This window comes from uncultured Thiodictyon sp., assembly GCF_903828115.1.
GTDB lineage: Bacteria > Pseudomonadota > Gammaproteobacteria > Chromatiales > Chromatiaceae > Thiodictyon.
Map to the genome: position 1 here is coordinate 1 of NZ_CAIKKU010000347.1, position 18,408 is coordinate 18,408.

Consider the following 18,408-nt stretch of genomic DNA (forward strand, 5'->3'; position numbering starts at 1 on the left):
ACGACAACGACAACGACAACGACGCCCGGTCCGTGGGAACGTCCGGTAGCTGCAGGCGCATCGCGTACCCGGCTCCGGCGGTCGCCGCAGTTTGGCGGGCACGCGATGCATACCCTACGAGATGTGCGTTAAAACATCAGTTCTGATCGCACCCGCGTGCCTTCGGACAGCGTTTCCTCCGGTTTTCGATTGGCGGCCGCCCGGCGGGCAAGATCACGGTGGGGGCCGGCACGGCGGGTCGGTCCCCGGCCTTGGGTCGGACGCCGCGACTCCCAATTATCTTCAAGACACGCAACGCGCGCCGCCCCCACCCGGGCAACCCGAGGTCCCCGATGTCCAAACCCTTCCAGTTGGTCGCCCAGTTCGCCCCCGCCGGTGACCAGCCGGAGGCGATCCGCCGCCTGGTCGCGGGTCTCAACGACGGGGAGGCGGCCCAGACCCTGCTGGGCGTCACCGGTTCCGGCAAGACCTTCACCATCGCCAATGTCATTGCGCAGATCCAGCGCCCGGCCCTGATCCTGGCGCCGAACAAGACCCTCGCGGCCCAGCTCTATGGCGAGATGCGCGACTTCTTTCCGCACAACGCGGTGGAATATTTCGTCTCCTATTACGACTATTACCAGCCCGAGGCCTATATCCCGGCCTCCGACACCTATATCGAGAAGGACTCATCGATCAACGAACATATCGAGCAGATGCGCCTGTCGGCGACCAAGGCCCTGTTGGAGCGCCCGGACGTCATCATCGTGGCGAGCGTCTCGAGCATCTACGGCCTGGGCGACCCGGATGCCTATCTCAGGATGGTCCTGCACCTGACGCGCGGTGATGTCATCGACCAGCGCGCCCTGCTGCGGCGCCTGGCGGACCTGCAATACCGCCGCAATGAGATCGAACTGACCCGCGGCACCTACCGGGTGCGCGGCGATGTGATTGACATACACCCGGCCGAGTCCGACGAGGAGGCGGTGCGGATCGAGCTGTTCGACGACGAGATCGAGGCCCTGTCGGTCTTCGATCCACTCACCGGTGAGGTCCTGCGTAAGGTTCCGCGCTACACCGTCTTCCCCAAGACCCACTACGCCACCCCGCGCGAGACCATCCTCAATGCCGTGGACGAGATCAAGGTGGAACTGAAGGACCGCCTGATCTGGCTGCGCGACAACGACAAGCTGGTCGAGGCGCAGCGCCTGGAACAACGGACCATCTTCGACATGGAGATGATGATAGAGGTCGGCTATTGCTCCGGCATCGAGAACTACAGCCGCTATCTCTCCGGCCGCGGCCCCGGCGAGCCGCCGCCGACCCTCTATGACTATCTGCCGGCGAACGCCATCGTGGTCATCGACGAGAGTCACGTCACGGTCCCCCAACTCGGCGGCATGTACCGGGGTGATCGCTCGCGCAAGGAGAACCTGGTCGACTACGGCTTTCGGCTTCCCTCGGCCCTGGACAATCGCCCCATGCGCTTTGAGGAATTCCAGGCGCGCCAGCCCCAGACCATCTATGTCTCCGCCACCCCGCGCCAGTATGAACTCGACCACTCCGGCGGGGCCGTAGTGGAGCAGGTGGTGCGCCCCACCGGCCTGGTGGACCCGGACCTGGAGGTCCGCCCGGCCCTGTCCCAGGTCGACGACCTGCTCTCCGAGATCACCCTGCGGGCCGCCGTCCACGAGCGGGTGCTGGTGACGACCCTCACCAAGCGCATGGCCGAGGACCTGACCGAATATCTCAATGAGCACGGGGTCAAAGTCCGCTATTTGCATTCGGACATCGACACCGTGGAGCGGGTCGAGATCATCCGCGATCTGCGCCTGGGCGAATTCGACGTGCTGGTCGGCATCAACCTCCTGCGCGAGGGGCTCGACATGCCCGAGGTGTCGCTGGTGGCCATCCTCGATGCGGACAAGGAGGGCTTCCTGCGCTCCGAGGGGTCATTGATCCAGACCATCGGCCGCGCCGCCCGCAACATCAACGGCAAGGCCATCCTCTACGCCGACCGCATCACCGGCTCCATGGAGCGCGCCATCGGCGAGACCGAGCGGCGACGCACCAAACAGACCGCCTTCAACCTGGCCCACGACATCACCCCCCAGAGCATCCGAAAGTCAGTCGCCGACATCCTGGAAGGCTCCACCCCCGGCGCCCCCCGCTCGGCCCGCGCCTATGCCCGGGTAGCCGAGGAGATCGCCGAGTACGCCAACCTCACACCGGTGCAGATGGCGAAAAAGATCAAGAGCCTGGAAAAGGAGATGTACGGCTATGCCAAGGACCTGGAGTTCGAGAAGGCGGCGGCGGTGCGGGATAAGATCAAGGAATTGCAGGGGAAGGGGTTGGCGGTTTGAGGGTGGCGGTGGTCAGCGGCACGCTGAATCAGACACTGGCGATCTCCTCGACGAAGCGGGTGATTTCATCCGGTACGCGGTTCTGTTCCTTAATGCGGTTGGCGAGCAGACCCTTCAGGTCCACGTTGATGTGATGACTCGCGCTGAAGCGCTTTAGGACAGCCTTTCCGGCTACCCGTCTCAAGAGCCTGCTGACCCGATCCTTTGGTGTTGCGCCCACTAAATCGAAGGCGTCCACCAGCGGCAGGTGTTTCCTGTACATCGTGGCCACCTGCTCAGGCTTGGTTGGCAAGATAGTGGTCTCGATGTTCCTTTCGACCGCGGCGCGCGATGGAAAGCGATCGGTCATTCCGTCGGGCAGTCCGCCCACCCTGATCTCATGACACGCGGCATTCATGGCAGCATGGGGCACAAGGGCCTGGCAGTGATTCAACAGCTCTTCATCGACCGCTGCAACAGGCCGCGGGGATTGCCGGCTCAACTCTGACCGACACTGCTCGAGCGCTCGCGCATCAGCGAGATAGCTCTCCATCTCCCAGAGACGAAGTACCTTCACCTCTGCGCCGAATGGCTTCGCCTGCTCGTACCTGGTATCATCGGTTTCATGCACCAGGTGCCACAAGTTTAGACTCATCACAACATCCCGGTCAACGATACCCCAGGCGGGATTTCCCGCGGCCCGTTCATCGCCGACGGCCTGAATGACCGCGGAGCAGCCGGCGAATCCGCACTGACTGGCGGCCGGTTGGAACTCTACGCGAGACAGTCGGTCTTTGAACCAGCACTCTCCGAAAACGTAGTGATCCTCATCGGACTCCACGTAGATCACCGGGACGCCGCCGTAGCGGGCCACCAATCTGTCCGGATTCCCTAGCGCCTCACCGCCCTTGACCGCTCCCATACTGATCTCCCGTCAGGTTGTACGTCTATTGTGTTGATGCCTTGGCGGCGGCGTCCGCGGCAATCCGTTCGGCTTGATTTTCTTCCTCGGCCGTTTCGATAATGTAGGCCCCTTTGCGAAGGTTGTGCTCGGCTTGATTCAGCGCATACGCCTTCATCATGCGCTCGGAATGGGTGGCCAGAAACACGGCAACATGCGGAAAATGCTGCTGGGCAAGGTTCGTGAGGGTATACAATACATCGTATTGCAAACTGCGATGCAGATGAACTTCCGGCTCATCCACGAGCACGATGGTGTTTTGCGTCATGTGAGACCCCAGACGCAGGTAAAGTTGCACCAGACTCTTTTCTCCGCTCGACAGCCGATCCAGCCTGTGCTGCTGCCCATCGTCCGACTCGACGATTGCCTCCGGAGGCTCTTTCCTTATACCTTTTAGACGCTTGCCGGCGCTTAGGGTAGGATCGCCCACCTTGAACACCCGCTCGTTGATCACCGCGACCGCCTTGTCGAAACGCCCGTCGTCCAGCCACTTCAGCCACACCAAAAGATTGTCGAGCGAGTCGCGCCAGTCGTGCCCCTCGACATCGAAAAGATGCACCGGTCGGTAATTCCAGTCGCGGGGGGCAATGATCGCCCGCTCCTCGTCTGGCGTGCGAACGATGTTACGATACGCGGAGAAATAGATCAGGGTCGGATAGCTCAGTGCGTCGCTCTCGAAGCCGGATAGACGGTCGCCTAAGGCAGACTGAATCAGGAGATTGAAATTCTGGGTCCAAGGGTCAGAGCGGCCGACCATGGAGTAGCGGCTAAAGGCATTGCGGACAAAGCCGAATCGGCACCAGCGAACCGCACCGTAGGTCTTGCAGTCAGACTCCCCCCAAGGCCTGAGGGATGCCTCTTCGCCCATGAATCCCGCAACGAGTGATAGGATCACGGTCTCGCGTACGCCGTCCTGGCGCAGGGTCACGCGCAGGTCCCATTGCGCCCGCCCGCGTTCGCGGTCGAATGCTTCAAAACCAAGGCTTGTGCATTCCGTGGTTCCGAGCATTCCCATCATCGCGGCCAACATCTCCATTACCGTGGTCTTGCCCCGGCCGTTCTTGGAGATCATCAGGTAGGCATTGCACGGCTCGTCATTGGAGTCAGTGAAGTCGAACACCTCCATGCGTGCCTGGAAGGGGCCGACCCGATCCACGGTGAGGAACAGTGGCGCAAACTCGTCGACAAAGACATCCGGCATGATCTAGCCCCCCTTGGCGATGCCCTGCAATAGGCTCGCGACATCACTTGGTCGAAGATTAAAACCGTGTGCACGCACGACCTTCTCGCCCAGCCACTTCACCAGCATATCGCCCTTGCCCAGCAGTCGCTCCGCCCCGTCCTCATCGAGGATGATGCGCGAGTCCGCTGCCTTTAGAACGGTCAGTGCAATGCGCGACGGGATGTTGGCGCGCAACAGTCCGCTAAAAGTTGCCGCGTCGGGGCGCTGCGTCGCGAGCACCAAGTGGATGCCGGCGGCACGGGCCTTCTGGGCCAACTGGACCAGCGGGTCTTCGGATTCCGGAGCCTGGTCGAACAGGGCGGCCAATTCTTCCACCACCAGTACGATGCGGGGGGGTGCCCCCTCCCCGAGGTCACACCATTCCCGGGCGCCATGGGCGGCCAGGATCTGTTCTCTCTGCTCCATCTCTTTCACCAACCCCCGAAAAGCCCGGGTTGCATCTACGCCGTCGGTCACGATGGGCGAAAGCAGATGGGGCAGTCGTTGATAGGGAGACAACTCCACGCGTTTGGGATCGACCAGCAGCAGCTTGAGTTCCCGCGGACTCCGGTTTAAGAGAAGGGACAGCAGGATGCTGTGAAGACAGACGCTCTTGCCGCTGCCGGTGGTCCCGGCCAGCAGGACATGGGGGGCTTCTGCCAAGTCCCGGACGACGGGGTCGCCGCTGATGGTCACCCCCAGCATTAGGGGGAGTCCTGTGCCAGGTGCCTTCCAGGCCGCGAGGATTTCAGTATCGACGTTGGTCCACTGCGGTGCGGGGCGGGGCACGTCCAGCCAGGCGGTCTTCGGTTCGCCGGCGGGGGCCAGGAAGATCCCTGCGTCCTTGATACCGAGAGTAAATGCCAGGTCGTCCAAGCGGCGCTCCAGACGCCCGAAATCCTCCGCGTCCGAAAATAGCACGCGATGCCGGGTCACCCGGGGGCCCTCCAGGCTGTCCAGCAGCGTTGCGTTCAAACCGAACTCCTCCAGAGCATGGACGAGGCCTCCTGTATCTGCCGTGGGTAGGTCTGTTCCTTGCTCCGGTATGGCTAGGAGCTCCTGTCGCAGGAACTCGTGAAAGTCGTGGGACTCCCTCCAGGAGGTCTGGATCTCGCGCAAGCCCCGGCGGATGTGCCGCTGCAATAGGCGCGTATAGCGTTCGTCTTCTCCAAACAGGTCCTCGCCGTGATAGGCGGACAGCAGCACCCGAAAGGCATCCACGAAATCGTCCGACTCCTTTTGACTGCGCCCGGTCAGGACCTCTAGGGTGTATTCGCCGTCCTTACCCCCTTCCAGGTTATCGAACGCTTCCGAGGGCGGGTCCGATTGTTTCAGGGACAAGGCCAACGCGATGCGCAACACCGTCCATTTGTGCCCCTGGGCCATGAGCCCCTTGCGCAGTACCAGGGTAATGGTGTCCTCATCGGTGCGTGACGTGTAGACCTTGGCCATCAGTAATAGCCTCCTGGACGCACGCGAGTGCTGTCCCCGTCAGGATTTTCCAGGCAATACTCGCGATAGACGTGAGGCTGGAGCAAGGCATACTTCTCCCGGTCGAGTTCCGCGTCCGTGGGCAGCACGATCACCTGAGTCCCAGCGTGGGGGTAATAACGGGTAATGAGATTCTCCTGGTGTCCGCGGTCGAAGCGGGCCAGCGGCGTGTCGACGACCACCGGGGCCTCCTTCCCCGATACATCCTTGAGACCCCATAGCAGGGCTTGTGCCACCAATTGTTTCATTCCCGCCGAAATATTGCTCATTCCTACCGGCTCATCCTGAACACCCAAATAGTGCAGGGAAAAATCCTCGTTTACCCGAATACGCCGGATTTGACTGTGGGACGTCATCAGCTCCGCAAAACGCTGGTTGATGGCCTGCTCTATGTCCGCACGCCGCCGGCTCTTCAGTGCCGACCTGTAGATGCCCAATGCGTCTTGCAGGCGCTGACCCAGGGTCAGCTTGTCCCGTGCGGCAGAGGCATTCACTGCCTTCTTTTCCTCCTGTCGGCAGGTGTCGCGCTTCTTTCCCAACTCCGTGTTGAGGCCCCGCTCCTGTTCCTTTAGTCCGCCGATCTGTCTGTTTAGCTCGTCGTTGCGTGCGGCAAGCCCGGCCTTTTCCTCTAGCCGCTCGTCGAACAGCCGCCGTTCCTCCGGTGCCAGATTGGCGACATCGTTGCGCTTGCGGTCGATTTCGGACAATTCGGTCTTGAGCCGACGAATCTCCGCGAGGTCCTTGGACCACTGGGTACGCAGGTGATCGTTCTGGACATAGTCTTCCACGACCCGCAACAGTGCATCCGCCCTGGCCGGCGATAGATGAAAGAGCCCCTCGGTCAGGTCCGCGGCATCGGGTCTATAGCTGTCGAGCACGCGGGTAAGCTTGCGCCGCAGGAAGTCGTCCTGCTCCCGGGTCAAGGGCGGCGTCGGCATCGGTGGATCGGAAAAGACCCGGGCCGGCAGTGCCGCGAAAACCCGCTCCAGATCATCCCGCAGCCGCCGGTTGGGATGGGCGGCAATCTTCTCCAACTCCCGTGCCGCGGTCCCCAGGAGTCGCGGGTGCAGGACCAGCGGCGCGTCCCGGCTGAAGGCATCGAAAAAGTCCTGGGTGCGCTGCTCTAGGGCGGCCACCGTGCCCTCGCGTTTGCCGGCGAGCTTGGCTTCCTCGCTTTGCAGGGCGAACTGCCGCCGGGCCTGGAGGGCGACATCGGCGCGCTTGATGGCATAGTCGTTCTGTTCGATCTCCTCTTCCAAGTCGCCGCGTTCGGCCGCGAGCCCCGCCAGCCGCTCCTCCAGCGCCTGGATCTCATGCCTGAGCGAGTTGATCCCGTGCTGGCTCGCGTCCTTGGATTCCCGGCGCCATTGGCCCAAATTGCGGCCCAGATAATCGTTTACCAGGTCGATGTCGGCCAGGTCCAGCAACTGTTCGATCTGGCGCAGTCGACCCTCCTGGTTGGCCTCCGCGATCTGCTGGACCTTCTCCCCGTCGTAGATGAAGAAGGGCATCACGGCCTCGGGCAGCCGCGCCTGGATGAATGCACGCGCCTCGCCCTCCGGGTCGCCGTTGCGATCCTCCAGAGGGTCTCCAAAGCTCGGCGTCACCCTGAGCGTCTCGGCGGCCTCATCCTTATCCAACTGCCAGGTGCGCTCCACCTGGACCGAACCCGCCGCCTCCTGCCAGAGGAGCGAAACCCCGAACCCGGCATCCCCAGCGGCGCGGGCGCGATGGTTGAAGACGCCGACCCATTCATCGCCACGCCCGAGCAGGTACTCCTGGCGGCCGAAGCGCCCGCCCCGGCGCTGCACGGTCTCGCGCAGCTCGTCCGAAACGCCGGTAAAGAGCAACTTGAGGCTGTTCAGGAAGCTGGTCTTGCCGTAGCCTTTCCGACCCCAGATCAACACTACATTGCGTCCGTCTCCCGGCGGTGCCAAATCGAATTCGCTGGGGCCGCGGTAAGAAAACAGGTTGTTGATGCAAAAGCGCTGAAGGATCATGCCGGGGCCGTCTGCTCGGCCTGACGGGCCGCCTTGTCCAGCAGGTCGCCGATGGCGCGCTCGAACTGGGTCTTAGCGCCCCATTTATCGAGGGAGGGAAATCCCGTGCGCCGGATGTCCAATGCCTGGCGCAGCAGGTCCGGATTGATCCCGGCCTCCAGGGCGGCCTGCTCAAGCAGGTCGTCTTCGGCACTTGGAGCAGACTTGCCAACGTCGGGCATGGCGATCCTCCTTCCGTACTTTGCGGCGATCTCTACGGCCAATTGATTCTGAAAGTCGAACTCCAGAGACCACTGGTGCTGGATATAGGCCAACTCCGCGTCGCTGATGAGCGGCATACCCATGCCTCTTTCCAACTCCAGAAGCGCATCCAGGATCTCCTGCCGCGCGCACGGCAGGAAGGGGCCGGGGCCGGCGTTCCCGTTGCGTTTCACGTCGCTGCGATAACCGGGCTTGTCACGCAGTTCGATCAGCCAATCCCGGAACACGACCAGCGGCTGCAAGTGGTCTTCGCCGGAGCGGATGAAGCCTTGTAACGACTTGTCTTCCTTGACCACTGTACAGGTCCAGCAGCCGAACCGGCTGCCCCCGCAGGACGGGGTGTTGAGATCGAACACTACTGGGCATTCACCGCCCCCGGCCTGCCGGTATAACGATACCAGGAAGTTGTGGTTGCCGCCCCAGGGACAGGGGTTGCTCACCAGATATTCCCACACGTCGTCCGTCGTCCAGTCGGCGATGGGGGTGGCCACGAGGGCGTTGGGGATCTCGTGGTGCGGATTGAGGCCGCGGCTGTTGATCTCCCGCTCCTGCATGGTCCGACCGCGCTGTGCACTCTCGCTGATCCGCGAGCCGAGCAACAGGATCACACTGCCGTGCCGACGGGTGATCTCGTCGATGGCACGGCGCGAGGGCTTGATCTTCATATTGCTGGTGCACCAGCGGAACCAGCGGGACGGGGGCGGATACCCCTTCCCGATCAATTTTCCCCAATAGCTCTCCGCTGCCGTGGGTCCCACGAGCTGGGTGCAGAGCGGCAAGCGCAGAGTCGTGGCTGCGTCGTCGATCTTGCGCAAGGCGCCGGTGACATAGGCTGCAACATTCGGTGCCTCGACCCGGGTGTCGGAGGATAGAACCAACACTGGTTTGGTCGCCCGATCGCCCACGGCGAGCAGCATTTCAACTACCAGTTGCAGGACGGCCGTAGAGTCTTTCCCACCCGAGAATGCAACGATCCAGGGGCGGGTATCGGCAAAATAGAGTTTCTCCAGCGACGCCAGAGTCGATTGGCTAACCGAGTCAATCAGCGGCCGATGCGCAGTCATCGAGCTATTTGACATGGTTGCTGCTGAAGGCAAGGGGGGTGCAGCACGGGGTCTGCGTGTTAACTGCGGCACGTCCTGCAATCCGGCAATCGAGCCGCCGTAAAAGTCTCTGGGTAGCGAAACGGAAGGGCTGGCGGAGCATTGTAGCCACACTACTTGGCTTGGCGGTCATGCGCGCATTCTCCAAGGGAAATCTCCAGGGTGTTCTCAGTGGGCTGAATCTGCCCGCTTGCGCGCAGGCGGTTTCCGGGAAGGCGCGTAGCGGATTGCGGGGTCGTGCGCTTGGTCGGTCTGTCTCGGAAATCGGTATGGGCAGCGTTGACGCTGCGTGTTCATGTCGTCCAACCCAAGGTCCTGCTCGCTCTGTGTGCTGCGACGGCTGGCGAAAAACACCCATGCCGCCGGTTCAGGCTGGCTTCGCTGGTTCGCAGGCGCACCGCGGGGCAGCCGGATCGGCGTACCAAGGGTCGAACATAGCCCAGCGTCGTCACGGTTTCAAAGGTCGAGCCTTGCCGGGATTTCTTGGGACGGTCGACATTATGACAGGAAAAACGCGGACAGACGGGTCAAGTCGCGCTCGGCCTCGGCAACGTTTACTCGACGCATGGAAGGGTTTCTGCAGCAGTTGGTGCAAGTCAAGCGAGCGAAGCGGCGTAGCTGCGTCAAGGAGATGTCTTGGGTGCCACGGGCTGGCATCGAGTGTTCCCATGCGCTATAAACGCATGTGAGTGCATTGCAATCACTTGAGGTGCCGTATGGCTCAGACCAGTATCACCATTCGTACCGACCCGGAGCTTGTCGACAAGGTCGCCGCGCTTGCCGTCGCCATGGACCGCACACGTAACTGGGTCGTCGAGGACGCCTTGCGCCAGTATGTCGAGTCCCAGGCGTGGCAGGTCGAGGGCATCAAGGATGCCATGGCGTCCTTGGATCAGGGCGAAGGGGTCGACCATGATGACGTCATGGCCGAGATGGACGCATTGCTGACGGGTGCGGGCGCGACTTGAAGACGCAGTGGTCGCCTCAGGCGCGGCGCGATCTGCGCGTCCCGAGCGCCTTCGGCGCCGCCGTCCGGCTGAAGCCTCGACCTCTGGTGCGGGCGCGATCGTCCAGCGACGTAGGATGGGCAGAGCGAGAGCGATGCCCATCATCGATGCTTGCGGCGGCTGCCCGACAATCGGCAGGCGGGGCCCCGTGCCGCTCAGCCCTTGGGCCCGAACAGCAACCACAGGATCAGCCCGAGTACGGGCAGCAGCAGGATCAGCACGATCCAGATAACCTTGGAGCCGGTGCCGGCACCACTCTGTACGATCTTGACCATCGCGTAGATCGTCAGGATCAGATGGAGCAGCCCGAGCAGGCCGCCGACTTCGATGCTCATGGAGGTTCCCCAGGCGGTCTGAAGCCACCCGGGGGTGTGCTGAGACCATTGGAAGTTGATCATTGGCGGTCCTTAGAGGTCGACCGGCGGCGCGGCCGTCCGGGCCGTTCTTCGCCGGAGCGGCGGCGGGGCTTGGTAGCGGGGTCAGGCGGGCGGCTAGAACACGACATTGACACCGAGTTTGAACAATCCAAAATCGTTGTTGCCGGTGACGCGGTCGGTGTAAGAGTAGTTGCCGTTGGTAACGGTGAGGTCGCCCTTGAGTTCGAGGGCCGTATAGCGGTATTCGACAAACAGTTCCACATGGTCGGCAAGCCTTAGGTTGAGTCCGCCCCCGAAGTGGCCGCCGAAGGCGTCGTCCAGGTTCGCGCTGGCGTGCCATCCCGGACCATAATACCCCGGGTCGAGCGTGACATGCGTATTCGGCATGTTGTAATCGAGGCCGATGAGGGCATAGCCGCCGAAGCGCTGGTTGAACTGGCCCCGAAAGACCATCGAAAGACCGATCGTGGTGAGGTCCTGCTTGATCTCGATGCCGTCTTCCGTCGAGTCGTCGCTGAACTGATCGACCGCCAGTTCGACCCCCAAATTGCGGTTGATGGCAAACTCGCCCTGCGCCCCGAAGCCCCCTTGGGGGTTCTGGACCTCGCCGCCCGTCGAATAGGAGCCGTTGATCCCGATGCGGTTGGCGCCGATGACATCGGCCTGGGCCGTCAGGCCGAGGATGACGAAAGGAAGACCGGCCAGCGTGCATAACCTATTCATGTTGTTCGCCATTATGCCAAGAGAAACTGAAGGAATCCGCGCCCGGGCTAGCGCCCGGCCGCCCCGGCCGCCGCCGCGGCCCTGATCGAATCGCCTACCGATTTACCCGCGTCTGACGAATGGTGGTCCGATTTGTGCCGCTCCGGGCAATCGCGCGACGACGAGTATGAGGACGAACTGTAACTCGGGCCGGAGTAACCGGAACTCGATCCATAACCGTAGCCGGAACCGTAGGAAGGGCCCGACGAAGATCCCGAACCGTAGGCCGGACCCGAATAGTATCCGGGGTTGTAGACATTGCCCGACCTCGCTTCGCTTGCCGCGGGTTCGGGGGTCAATGCACAGCCGGCCAGGCAAGCAAGCGCGACACCAGCGATGATCGCGACGACGGATCTCAACATGTGGACTGCTCCGAAGGGCTTGCAGGCGTTGGCGTTCTTCTGTCTCTACGCGAGGACCACCGTTGCGGGCCTTGATGATAGCTGCAGCCACCGGTCGTCGCGGCAGCCCGTCGCGGCCGGGGGGCCGCTCCTACGGCGTCACTGCCATCAGGTTAAGGCGCACTCGCCGAGCGCGTCGCCTCTGCCTGGAGTCCAAGGCTTCAGCCTTGGCGCGCTCCAAGGCTGAAGCCTTGGACTCCAGATCGAGGCCCAGTTGCGAACGGGGCTGATGCCCCGTCCGGGGTCTGGTGTCGCAGCGATCTATTGGCCGCCCGGTGCGCCCGGTGCCATTGTCTGATCCGCTTCGGCGTCCTGCGGGGCCGCGCCTTCATCGGTATCTTCCGGGGCGGACGCGTCATCCAGGTCCACCGCGGCGGCCGCCTGTTCGGCCTCCCGCTGGGCCTCGGGGTCCTGCGGGGCCTGCTCATCGACCGCGGCGGCGTCTTCCCCCGCTGTCGCGTCGCCCGTCTCCTGGTCCTGGCCGCCCGCGGCGGGCGGGGCGGTCGGCGGGGTCAGCCCCAGGAGCCGGTCGCGGTCAAGACCCGCGATCCCCTCCAGGTCAGACGCGGAGAGCTTGAAGTACCAAGGCCGGTCCGCGGCCTTGAGGATCCAGTCCTTGCTGTCCTTGGCCTGGGAGATCCGATAGACGCGGTTGGCGCTGCCGGTCAGTTGCACTGTCAGTTCCAGGGTGGGGGCCGCCTGATTGTACTCCGGTTTGTCTTCGCTCCCCAGCACGCCGCGGTAGCCCAGGGCGCCGATCCGGCCCAGCAGGTTGATGACGGCGGCGGGGTCCGGTTTGTCGGTGGTGCCCGCAAGGCCCCAGGCGTCCTTCTCCTTGGTCAGCTTCCAGTCGGCGGTGGCGACACCGGTGATCTGGTCCTGATCGACCTGGAGCAGGTCGCGCCGCAGCCAGTCGTCCCGGCGGTTGCCGACCTCAAAGAGCGGCAGGTCCAGGTCATAGACCGCCGGGTCCCCGGCCGGGCGGGCGAACTGGCGCTTGAAGCCCGGTGAGTCTCCCAGCAGCAGGGTGACGAGGGTCTGGTCCCCGGCCTTCAGGGTGACCTTGCGCTCGAAGCCGTCGTCGGCCACCTTGTGCCGCTGCTGGGCCGCCGCGCTGGTGGCCACCGGGCTCACGCGCTTAAGTCCGGCGAGCCGGTCGAGAAGGGCCGTGACCTTGGCCCCCTCGGCGGGGAAGTCGGCGAGCTCCGGGATCAGCCAGTCCTGGTCCTTGCGGGCCAGGGTCACGGCCTCGCCGACGCCTTCGATGCGCAGGCTGGTGACGGCCTTGGGGTCGAAGGCGAGTAGGCTGCCCTGGGCGGCGCCCGGGTCCAGGGTCCCGCGGGCGGCCCAGGTCAGCGCAATGGCCAGGACGATCTGGAGGCCGAGCAGGATGGCCGGGTAGAAGGCGGCCGGGGTGCGCAGGGCGAGGAGCCAGGCGCGCGCGGTGGTGCGGTCATGGTGGTCCATGGATCAGGCCCTCCCTTCGGGATTGGTGAGGTAGCGCGCCTGGGCCAGGTCGCGGCGGGTGCGCGCCCGGCGGGCGAGCCAGTACAGGAGCCCCACGCCGCCCAGGGCCAGGGCGTAGTTCAGATACTCGTAGAAGATACGCCCCTGGCGGCTCAGCGGGACCAGGAGTCGGCTGAACTGACCGCGCCCGCGCAGGGCCAGCAGGCCCCGGTCCTCCAGCGACCACTCGACCGCGTTCTGGATCAGCTCGATGGGTTTGTCATAGCGGGTCTGGGTCGCCTCGCTGGCGAGCCCGATGGCGGTGTCGGTGAGGAAGCTCGCCGAGCCCAGCAGGATCAGCCGCGCCGAGCTCGGGGACGATTCGATGACCCCGGAGACCACCGCCGGCTTGGCGTCCGGCGTGCCCGGTGTCGCCGCGGCCTCATCCGGTTCGTCCGGCGGCGGCTGCTTGTCGCCCACGGCCGTCAGCAGGGGCGAGGGCTGGCCGGCGAAGGCCGAGTTGAAGCGCCCCTCCATCACCAGCCCCAGGACCTTGGTGCCGCGGTCCTTGCCGCGCGCGAAGCCCAGGTCCCCATGGGCCTTGAAGTCCGGCTGCATGGTGGCGGAGTCGCTGGTCCAGGCACCGCTGGAGCTCCGGATCAGGGTCGTGACGGTGCGTCCCTTGGTCTTGTCCTGGTCGACCTCAATCGGCGAGGACCAGTTCATGGTGATCTGGCCCAGGTTGCTGGTGATCCCTGAGTCGGCGGCCAGTCCGCCCTCGCGCACGTCCGGAAAGTAGGGGTAGTCCAGCGTCTGGACCTCCTCCACCAGGTAGCCGCCCAGGTTGCGCTGGACCGGGATCGGGAAGGGGGTGTTCTGGGGGTCGAGCACCAGTGACTTGCCCAGGGTCAGCCCCTGGGTCGCGAGCCAATCCTCCAGCCCTGTCGCCTGGGGCCGGGCGCTGATGCCCCCGCGGCCCAGGTCGACCTTGAAGGTCGCCGCGGCGACCAGCGCCGTGCCCCCCTGCATCAGGAACTGGTCGATGGCGAACTGCTGTTTCTGGTCCAGATTCTCGGGCCCCAGGACCAGGAGCAGGTCCGCGTCCGCCGGCACCTGGCCGGACTTGAGATCCGTCTCCTGCAGGGTGAAGCCGTCGCGCAGGCGCTGCTCCAGTTGGCCGTAGGCGGGCCCGCGGGCCGCCGGCATCCCGAACTCACCGGGGATCTGGGGCGGGGTGTAGACCGCGAGCGTGCGCAGGACGCCGGGGGCGAAGCGCTTGATCCCGGCCTCGATGGTGCGTTGGAGCCCCGCCTTGTCCAGTGACTCGGGCAGCGGCACGGACTCGGTTCGCCCATTGGACTCCAGGGCCAGGTAGAAATAGAAGGGGGTGGGTTTGAGCAGGTCGACCACCAGCGGCTTGAAGCCGTAGCGCTCCTCGATTGCGCGTGCCAGGGCCTTGTCGGCCCCCGGGTCCTGGACCTCGAAACTGAAGCGGCCGTTGGACTTGGCCTGCAGCTCATTAAGCAGCGCCTCCAGCTCGGTGCGCAGCGTTGGCAGGGGCGCGGGCAACTGGGCCGGGGCCGAGACGAAGGCGCGCAGTTTCACCGGCGCCTTGAGCCCGGCGAACAGGTCGCCGCCGCCCTGATAGCCGTAGAGGACCTTCTTGATGGCGCGGGTCAGGTCGTACTCGGGGTTGCGCAGGCGCACGTCCAGCTCGGTCTCCCCGCGCACCTTGACCTCGATCAGGTCCTGGAAGCCCAGGTGCTCGAACTGGTCGCCGTACTTCACCACCAAATCGAAGTAGGAGTTGACCACCCCCGCCTGGTACTTGCTCGCGGTCTGGAAGGCGACCGGGTGGATGCCGTACTGCTCACCGGCCTCGCGCTCCAGGTCCGGATGGTCCGCCGGGTCGACGAATTCGACCCGCACCCGGCCGCCGCCGGCGATCTGGTATTCCTTCAGCAGGTCGCGGATCTGCGGCACCAGGGGGGCCAGCAGGGGATGGGTCTGGGCGCTGAAATAGCCGCGGATCAGCAGCGGTTCCTGGAGCTGCCCGAGATAGGTCCGGGTGGCGTCCGAGATGCTGTAGACCCGGCCCTGGGTCAGGTCGGTGCGCGCCCCGTCCACGCTGGTGAGCCACAGGTTGGCGGCCAGCAGGTTGGCGACGGCCAGCCCCGTGATCAGGGTCAGTCGGCGATGCCCTTCGGGTCGATCCGTATCCGGGGCCCAGCGCAGCCGCTCGAGGCTGTAGACGGTGAGCGCCAGGAAGGTGCCGACGATGCTCAGATAGTAATAGAGGTCACGCAGGTCGATGACCCCGCGGGTGATGGAGTCGAAGCGCGACCCGCTGCCCAAGAGGCGCAGGACCTCACCGCCCCGATTGCCGAAGAGGTTGGTCAGGGCGTCGGAGCCCAGCAGATAGAAGAGGGCACACACCAGCACGCTGCCGATCAGGGCCACGATGGGATTGTCGGTGCGCGACGAGACGAAGAGCCCGATCGCCAGATAGGCCGCCGCCAGCATCAGGGTCGCCACATAGGCGCCGACCACCGGACCCCAGTCGAGCGGTCCGAGCACCGCCACCGTCAACGGCAGCGGCAGCGTCAGTGCCAGTGCGATCGCGACCAGCGTCAAGGCCGCCAGGAACTTGCCCGCCACCAGGCGCCAGGTGGGCACCGGCAGCGTCAGCAGGGTCTCGAGCGTCCCGGCGCGCCGCTCCTCGCTCCACAGGCGCATGGTGAGTGCCGCGCACAGGAAGATCAGCAGCACCGGCATCCACTCGAAGAGCGGGCGGGTGTCGGCGATGTTGCGGGCGAAGAAGGCCGAGACCCAGAAGAAGACGAACAGGCACACGGCCAGAAAGCTGCCGATGAAGATATAGGCGACCGGAGAGCCGAAGAAGGCGGCCAGCTCCTTGCGCGCGATTCGCAGGATGTCAGACATGGACGGCCTCCTTGGGTGCGGCGGTGCCCGTGAGGGCGGCGGAATCGGAGACGGCCCGGAACAGGGCCTCCAGGTCGCGGCGCTCCGGCTCCAGGGCGAACAGGTCCCAGCCCTGGGCCCCGACGGCGCGGGCGAGCGCCGGCGCCGCGGCCCCGGCATCGGCCACCGTTAGTGCAAAGCGGTGCAACTGCGCGTCCGAGTCCAGCAGCGTCACGGCGCTCACCCCGGGCAGCGCGCCCAGCATCGGCTGCGCCTCACCCGCGGTGCGGTCCAGGGTCACCAGGAGCCGCGGGCTGCGCCCGACGGCCGCGAGTTGACTGTCGAGCGCCAGGCGCCCGCCGCTCATGATCAGCACCCGGGCGCAGACCGCCTCGACCTCCTGGAGGATATGGGTGGAGACGATGACGGTGGCGTCCCGGGCCAGTTCCTGGATCAGTTCGCGCATGTGCTGGATCTGGGTCGGGTCCAGGCCGTTGGTGGGCTCGTCCAGGATCAGGATCTTCGGTGAGTGCAGGATCGCCAGTGCCACCCCCAGGCGCTGCCGGTAACCGCGCGACAGGGTTGCCACCTGGGCGCTCGCCTTGGCCTCCAGGGCCGTGCGCTCCACCGCCCGGCGGATAGCGGCCGGGCGCGCACCGCCGGGAAGGGCGTGCAGCACCGCTTGGTACTCGAGCGCGTCCAGCACCGTCTGCTCCGGGTACAGGGGGCAGTTCTCCGGCAGGTAGCCGACCCGGCGCTGGACCTCGCGGCGGTGCTCGGCGAGGTCCAGGCCGTCGATGCGGACGGTCCCGCCGCTCGGCTCGAGATACCCGGTCAGCATCTTCATGATGGTGGTCTTCCCGGCCCCGTTGTGGCCGAGCAGCCCGACGATCTCACCGTGGTCGATGTCGAAGGAGACCCCCGACACCGCCTTGAGGTCGCCGTAACTGCGACTTAAGTTCCGAACCTCGATCATGTTGACTCCCGTGTCTGGTTCTTTTGATTGGTAGCCGGGTCCGCGGGACAGACCGGCCGCACTGTTAAGGGGGCGTAGCGTCAACAGCAGGGCGGGCAGGGTCAAGTGACCAAATGTTCAGGTTTCCGTGCGGCCGCCTCCCCCGTGGGAGCGGCGTCCCGCCGCGACGAGGCCGCGGGAAGACCCTGCTGCCCGGTGGGCCCCAGTGCGGCTCCGGTTGTCAGTCGTCTGAAGACTTGGACTCCAACTGCGCATCGCTGCCCGGAACCATGATCGCGGCCCCAAAAGGGTGAGGTCGCCATCTCGGCCAGCCAGCGGTCCTGAGCCATCGCCTGGCGCAGCCCGTCCAGGGCCGGGCTCGCGCCCTGCAAGTAGCCCTCGATCTGCTCGCGCTCCAGCGGCAGCAGCCGGATCGCGTCCCCGTGCTGGAGTGCGCCGGGCAGCTCCCGGTACTCGGCGGTGCGGCAGGTGACGACCAGGCTGACCCCGGGGTGTTCCGTGTGAAAGGCGTTGATCGCATCGGCACAGGCCGGACGGTGGGCCTCGGCCACCTCGTCCAGCCCGTCGAGCAGCGGCAGCAGCCGGCCGCGGGCGAGCCAGTATCCAGCGCGAGCGGTGCGGGTTGAACATCCGGCGAATCCTGCGAGTTGAGCGCCAAGGGATCGTATCACCGGCGGGCGCCGGTCAGCGTTTCAGGTTTCGATAACAGTTCTCGTGCGGCCCGACGGCCAGGCTACACTTGCCCAGCCTTCACCACTATACTCTGGCATTCAAGGTCCAACCGACCAGGAGCCATCCCGATGGCCGACGACATCCAACGTCTTGTCCTGCCCATCCTGCGCGACATCCAGGCGCGGCTCGGTCGCATGGAGGGGTGCATGATCGATCTGGAACCGCGCATGACCGCACAGGAGCAACACCTGGGCGGCTTGCTGACGAGCCTGCCCGCCAGCCATGATCGGATCGACGACCTCACCCGGCGACTGGAGCGGGTCGAACGGCGCCTGGAACTTGCCGAATCGGCCTGAGCCGGTGCCGGTCTCACGCCGCGGCCGGGGGCAGGTCCCAGCCGCAGGCCGCGCCGGCCGCGGCGCGGGGTCGTCCGGCTGAAGCCTCGACCTCCGGTGGGGCCGACCGGCCCCCTCAACCGGAGGTCGA

Annotated in this window: 14 protein-coding genes; 3 read left to right on the top strand and 11 right to left on the bottom strand. The window is 65.0% G+C overall.

The annotated features are described in order from the left end of the window. The first annotated feature begins 332 nt into the window (after positions 1 to 332). A complete protein-coding gene (gene uvrB / locus QZY48_RS12865) occupies positions 333 to 2,342 on the top strand; it encodes an excinuclease ABC subunit UvrB (RefSeq protein WP_295431254.1) in 2,010 nt (669 codons plus the stop codon). Between the two features lie 28 nt (positions 2,343 to 2,370). Here the strand turns inward: uvrB and QZY48_RS12870 are convergent, their stop codons facing one another. From QZY48_RS12870 to dndC, 5 genes are read right to left on the bottom strand one after another with little or no spacing between them, the layout of a single operon-like run. Continuing rightward, complete coding sequence (locus tag QZY48_RS12870; RefSeq protein ID WP_295431255.1) at positions 2,371 to 3,243, bottom strand: hypothetical protein; 873 nt, start codon at positions 3,241 to 3,243, stop codon at positions 2,371 to 2,373. 25 nt (positions 3,244 to 3,268) lie between these two features. Beyond that, positions 3,269 to 4,483 (bottom strand): AAA family ATPase, encoded by a 1,215-nt coding sequence (locus tag QZY48_RS12875; RefSeq protein ID WP_295431256.1) that lies wholly within the window; start codon positions 4,481 to 4,483, stop codon positions 3,269 to 3,271. 3 nt (positions 4,484 to 4,486) lie between these two features. After that, positions 4,487 to 5,956 (bottom strand): FtsK/SpoIIIE domain-containing protein, encoded by a 1,470-nt coding sequence (locus tag QZY48_RS12880; protein WP_295431257.1) that lies wholly within the window; start codon positions 5,954 to 5,956, stop codon positions 4,487 to 4,489. Continuing rightward, positions 5,956 to 7,995 carry a DNA sulfur modification protein DndD gene (gene dndD / locus QZY48_RS12885; protein ID WP_295431258.1) on the bottom strand — a complete coding sequence of 680 codons (2,040 nt, stop codon included), beginning with the start codon at positions 7,993 to 7,995 and terminating at the stop codon, positions 5,956 to 5,958. The genes QZY48_RS12880 and dndD overlap by 1 nt, the downstream gene beginning before the upstream one ends. Continuing rightward, complete coding sequence (gene dndC / locus QZY48_RS12890; protein WP_295431259.1) at positions 7,992 to 9,320, bottom strand: DNA phosphorothioation system sulfurtransferase DndC; 1,329 nt, start codon at positions 9,318 to 9,320, stop codon at positions 7,992 to 7,994. The genes dndD and dndC overlap by 4 nt, the downstream gene beginning before the upstream one ends. 755 nt (positions 9,321 to 10,075) lie before the next feature. Here dndC and QZY48_RS12895 point away from each other — a divergent pair. Beyond that, positions 10,076 to 10,327, top strand: coding sequence for a CopG family ribbon-helix-helix protein (locus QZY48_RS12895; protein ID WP_295431260.1), 252 nt, complete (start codon positions 10,076 to 10,078; stop codon positions 10,325 to 10,327). Between the two features lie 194 nt (positions 10,328 to 10,521). On the opposite strand, the gene QZY48_RS12900 is transcribed toward QZY48_RS12895, so the two are convergent. The 6 genes from QZY48_RS12900 to QZY48_RS12925 form a co-directional block, all read right to left on the bottom strand. Continuing rightward, positions 10,522 to 10,701, bottom strand: coding sequence for a PLDc N-terminal domain-containing protein (locus QZY48_RS12900; RefSeq protein ID WP_295431267.1), 180 nt, complete (start codon positions 10,699 to 10,701; stop codon positions 10,522 to 10,524). Between the two features lie 156 nt (positions 10,702 to 10,857). Beyond that, on the bottom strand, positions 10,858 to 11,466 hold the full coding sequence (locus QZY48_RS12905) for an outer membrane beta-barrel protein (protein WP_295431261.1): 609 nt from the start codon (positions 11,464 to 11,466) through the stop codon (positions 10,858 to 10,860). Between the two features lie 701 nt (positions 11,467 to 12,167). After that, entirely contained in the window at positions 12,168 to 13,373 is a 1,206-nt protein-coding gene (locus QZY48_RS12910; RefSeq protein WP_295431262.1) for a DUF4340 domain-containing protein, read from the bottom strand. A 3-nt stretch (positions 13,374 to 13,376) separates the two neighbouring features. Continuing rightward, a complete protein-coding gene (locus QZY48_RS12915) occupies positions 13,377 to 16,295 on the bottom strand; it encodes a Gldg family protein (RefSeq protein ID WP_295431263.1) in 2,919 nt (972 codons plus the stop codon). After that, positions 16,288 to 17,250: an ABC transporter ATP-binding protein gene (locus QZY48_RS12920; RefSeq protein ID WP_295431264.1), complete on the bottom strand. Its 963-nt coding sequence runs from the start codon at positions 17,248 to 17,250 to the stop codon at positions 16,288 to 16,290. The genes QZY48_RS12915 and QZY48_RS12920 overlap by 8 nt, the downstream gene beginning before the upstream one ends. Positions 17,251 to 17,351: 101 nt before the next feature. Then, positions 17,352 to 17,921 carry a hypothetical protein gene (locus QZY48_RS12925; protein ID WP_295431265.1) on the bottom strand — a complete coding sequence of 190 codons (570 nt, stop codon included), beginning with the start codon at positions 17,919 to 17,921 and terminating at the stop codon, positions 17,352 to 17,354. 129 nt (positions 17,922 to 18,050) lie between these two features. On the opposite strand from QZY48_RS12925, the gene QZY48_RS12930 reads away from it, so the two are divergent. Then, positions 18,051 to 18,278, top strand: a complete 228-nt coding sequence (locus QZY48_RS12930) for a hypothetical protein (RefSeq protein ID WP_295431266.1) — start codon at positions 18,051 to 18,053, stop codon at positions 18,276 to 18,278. Positions 18,279 to 18,408 lie beyond the last annotated feature (130 nt).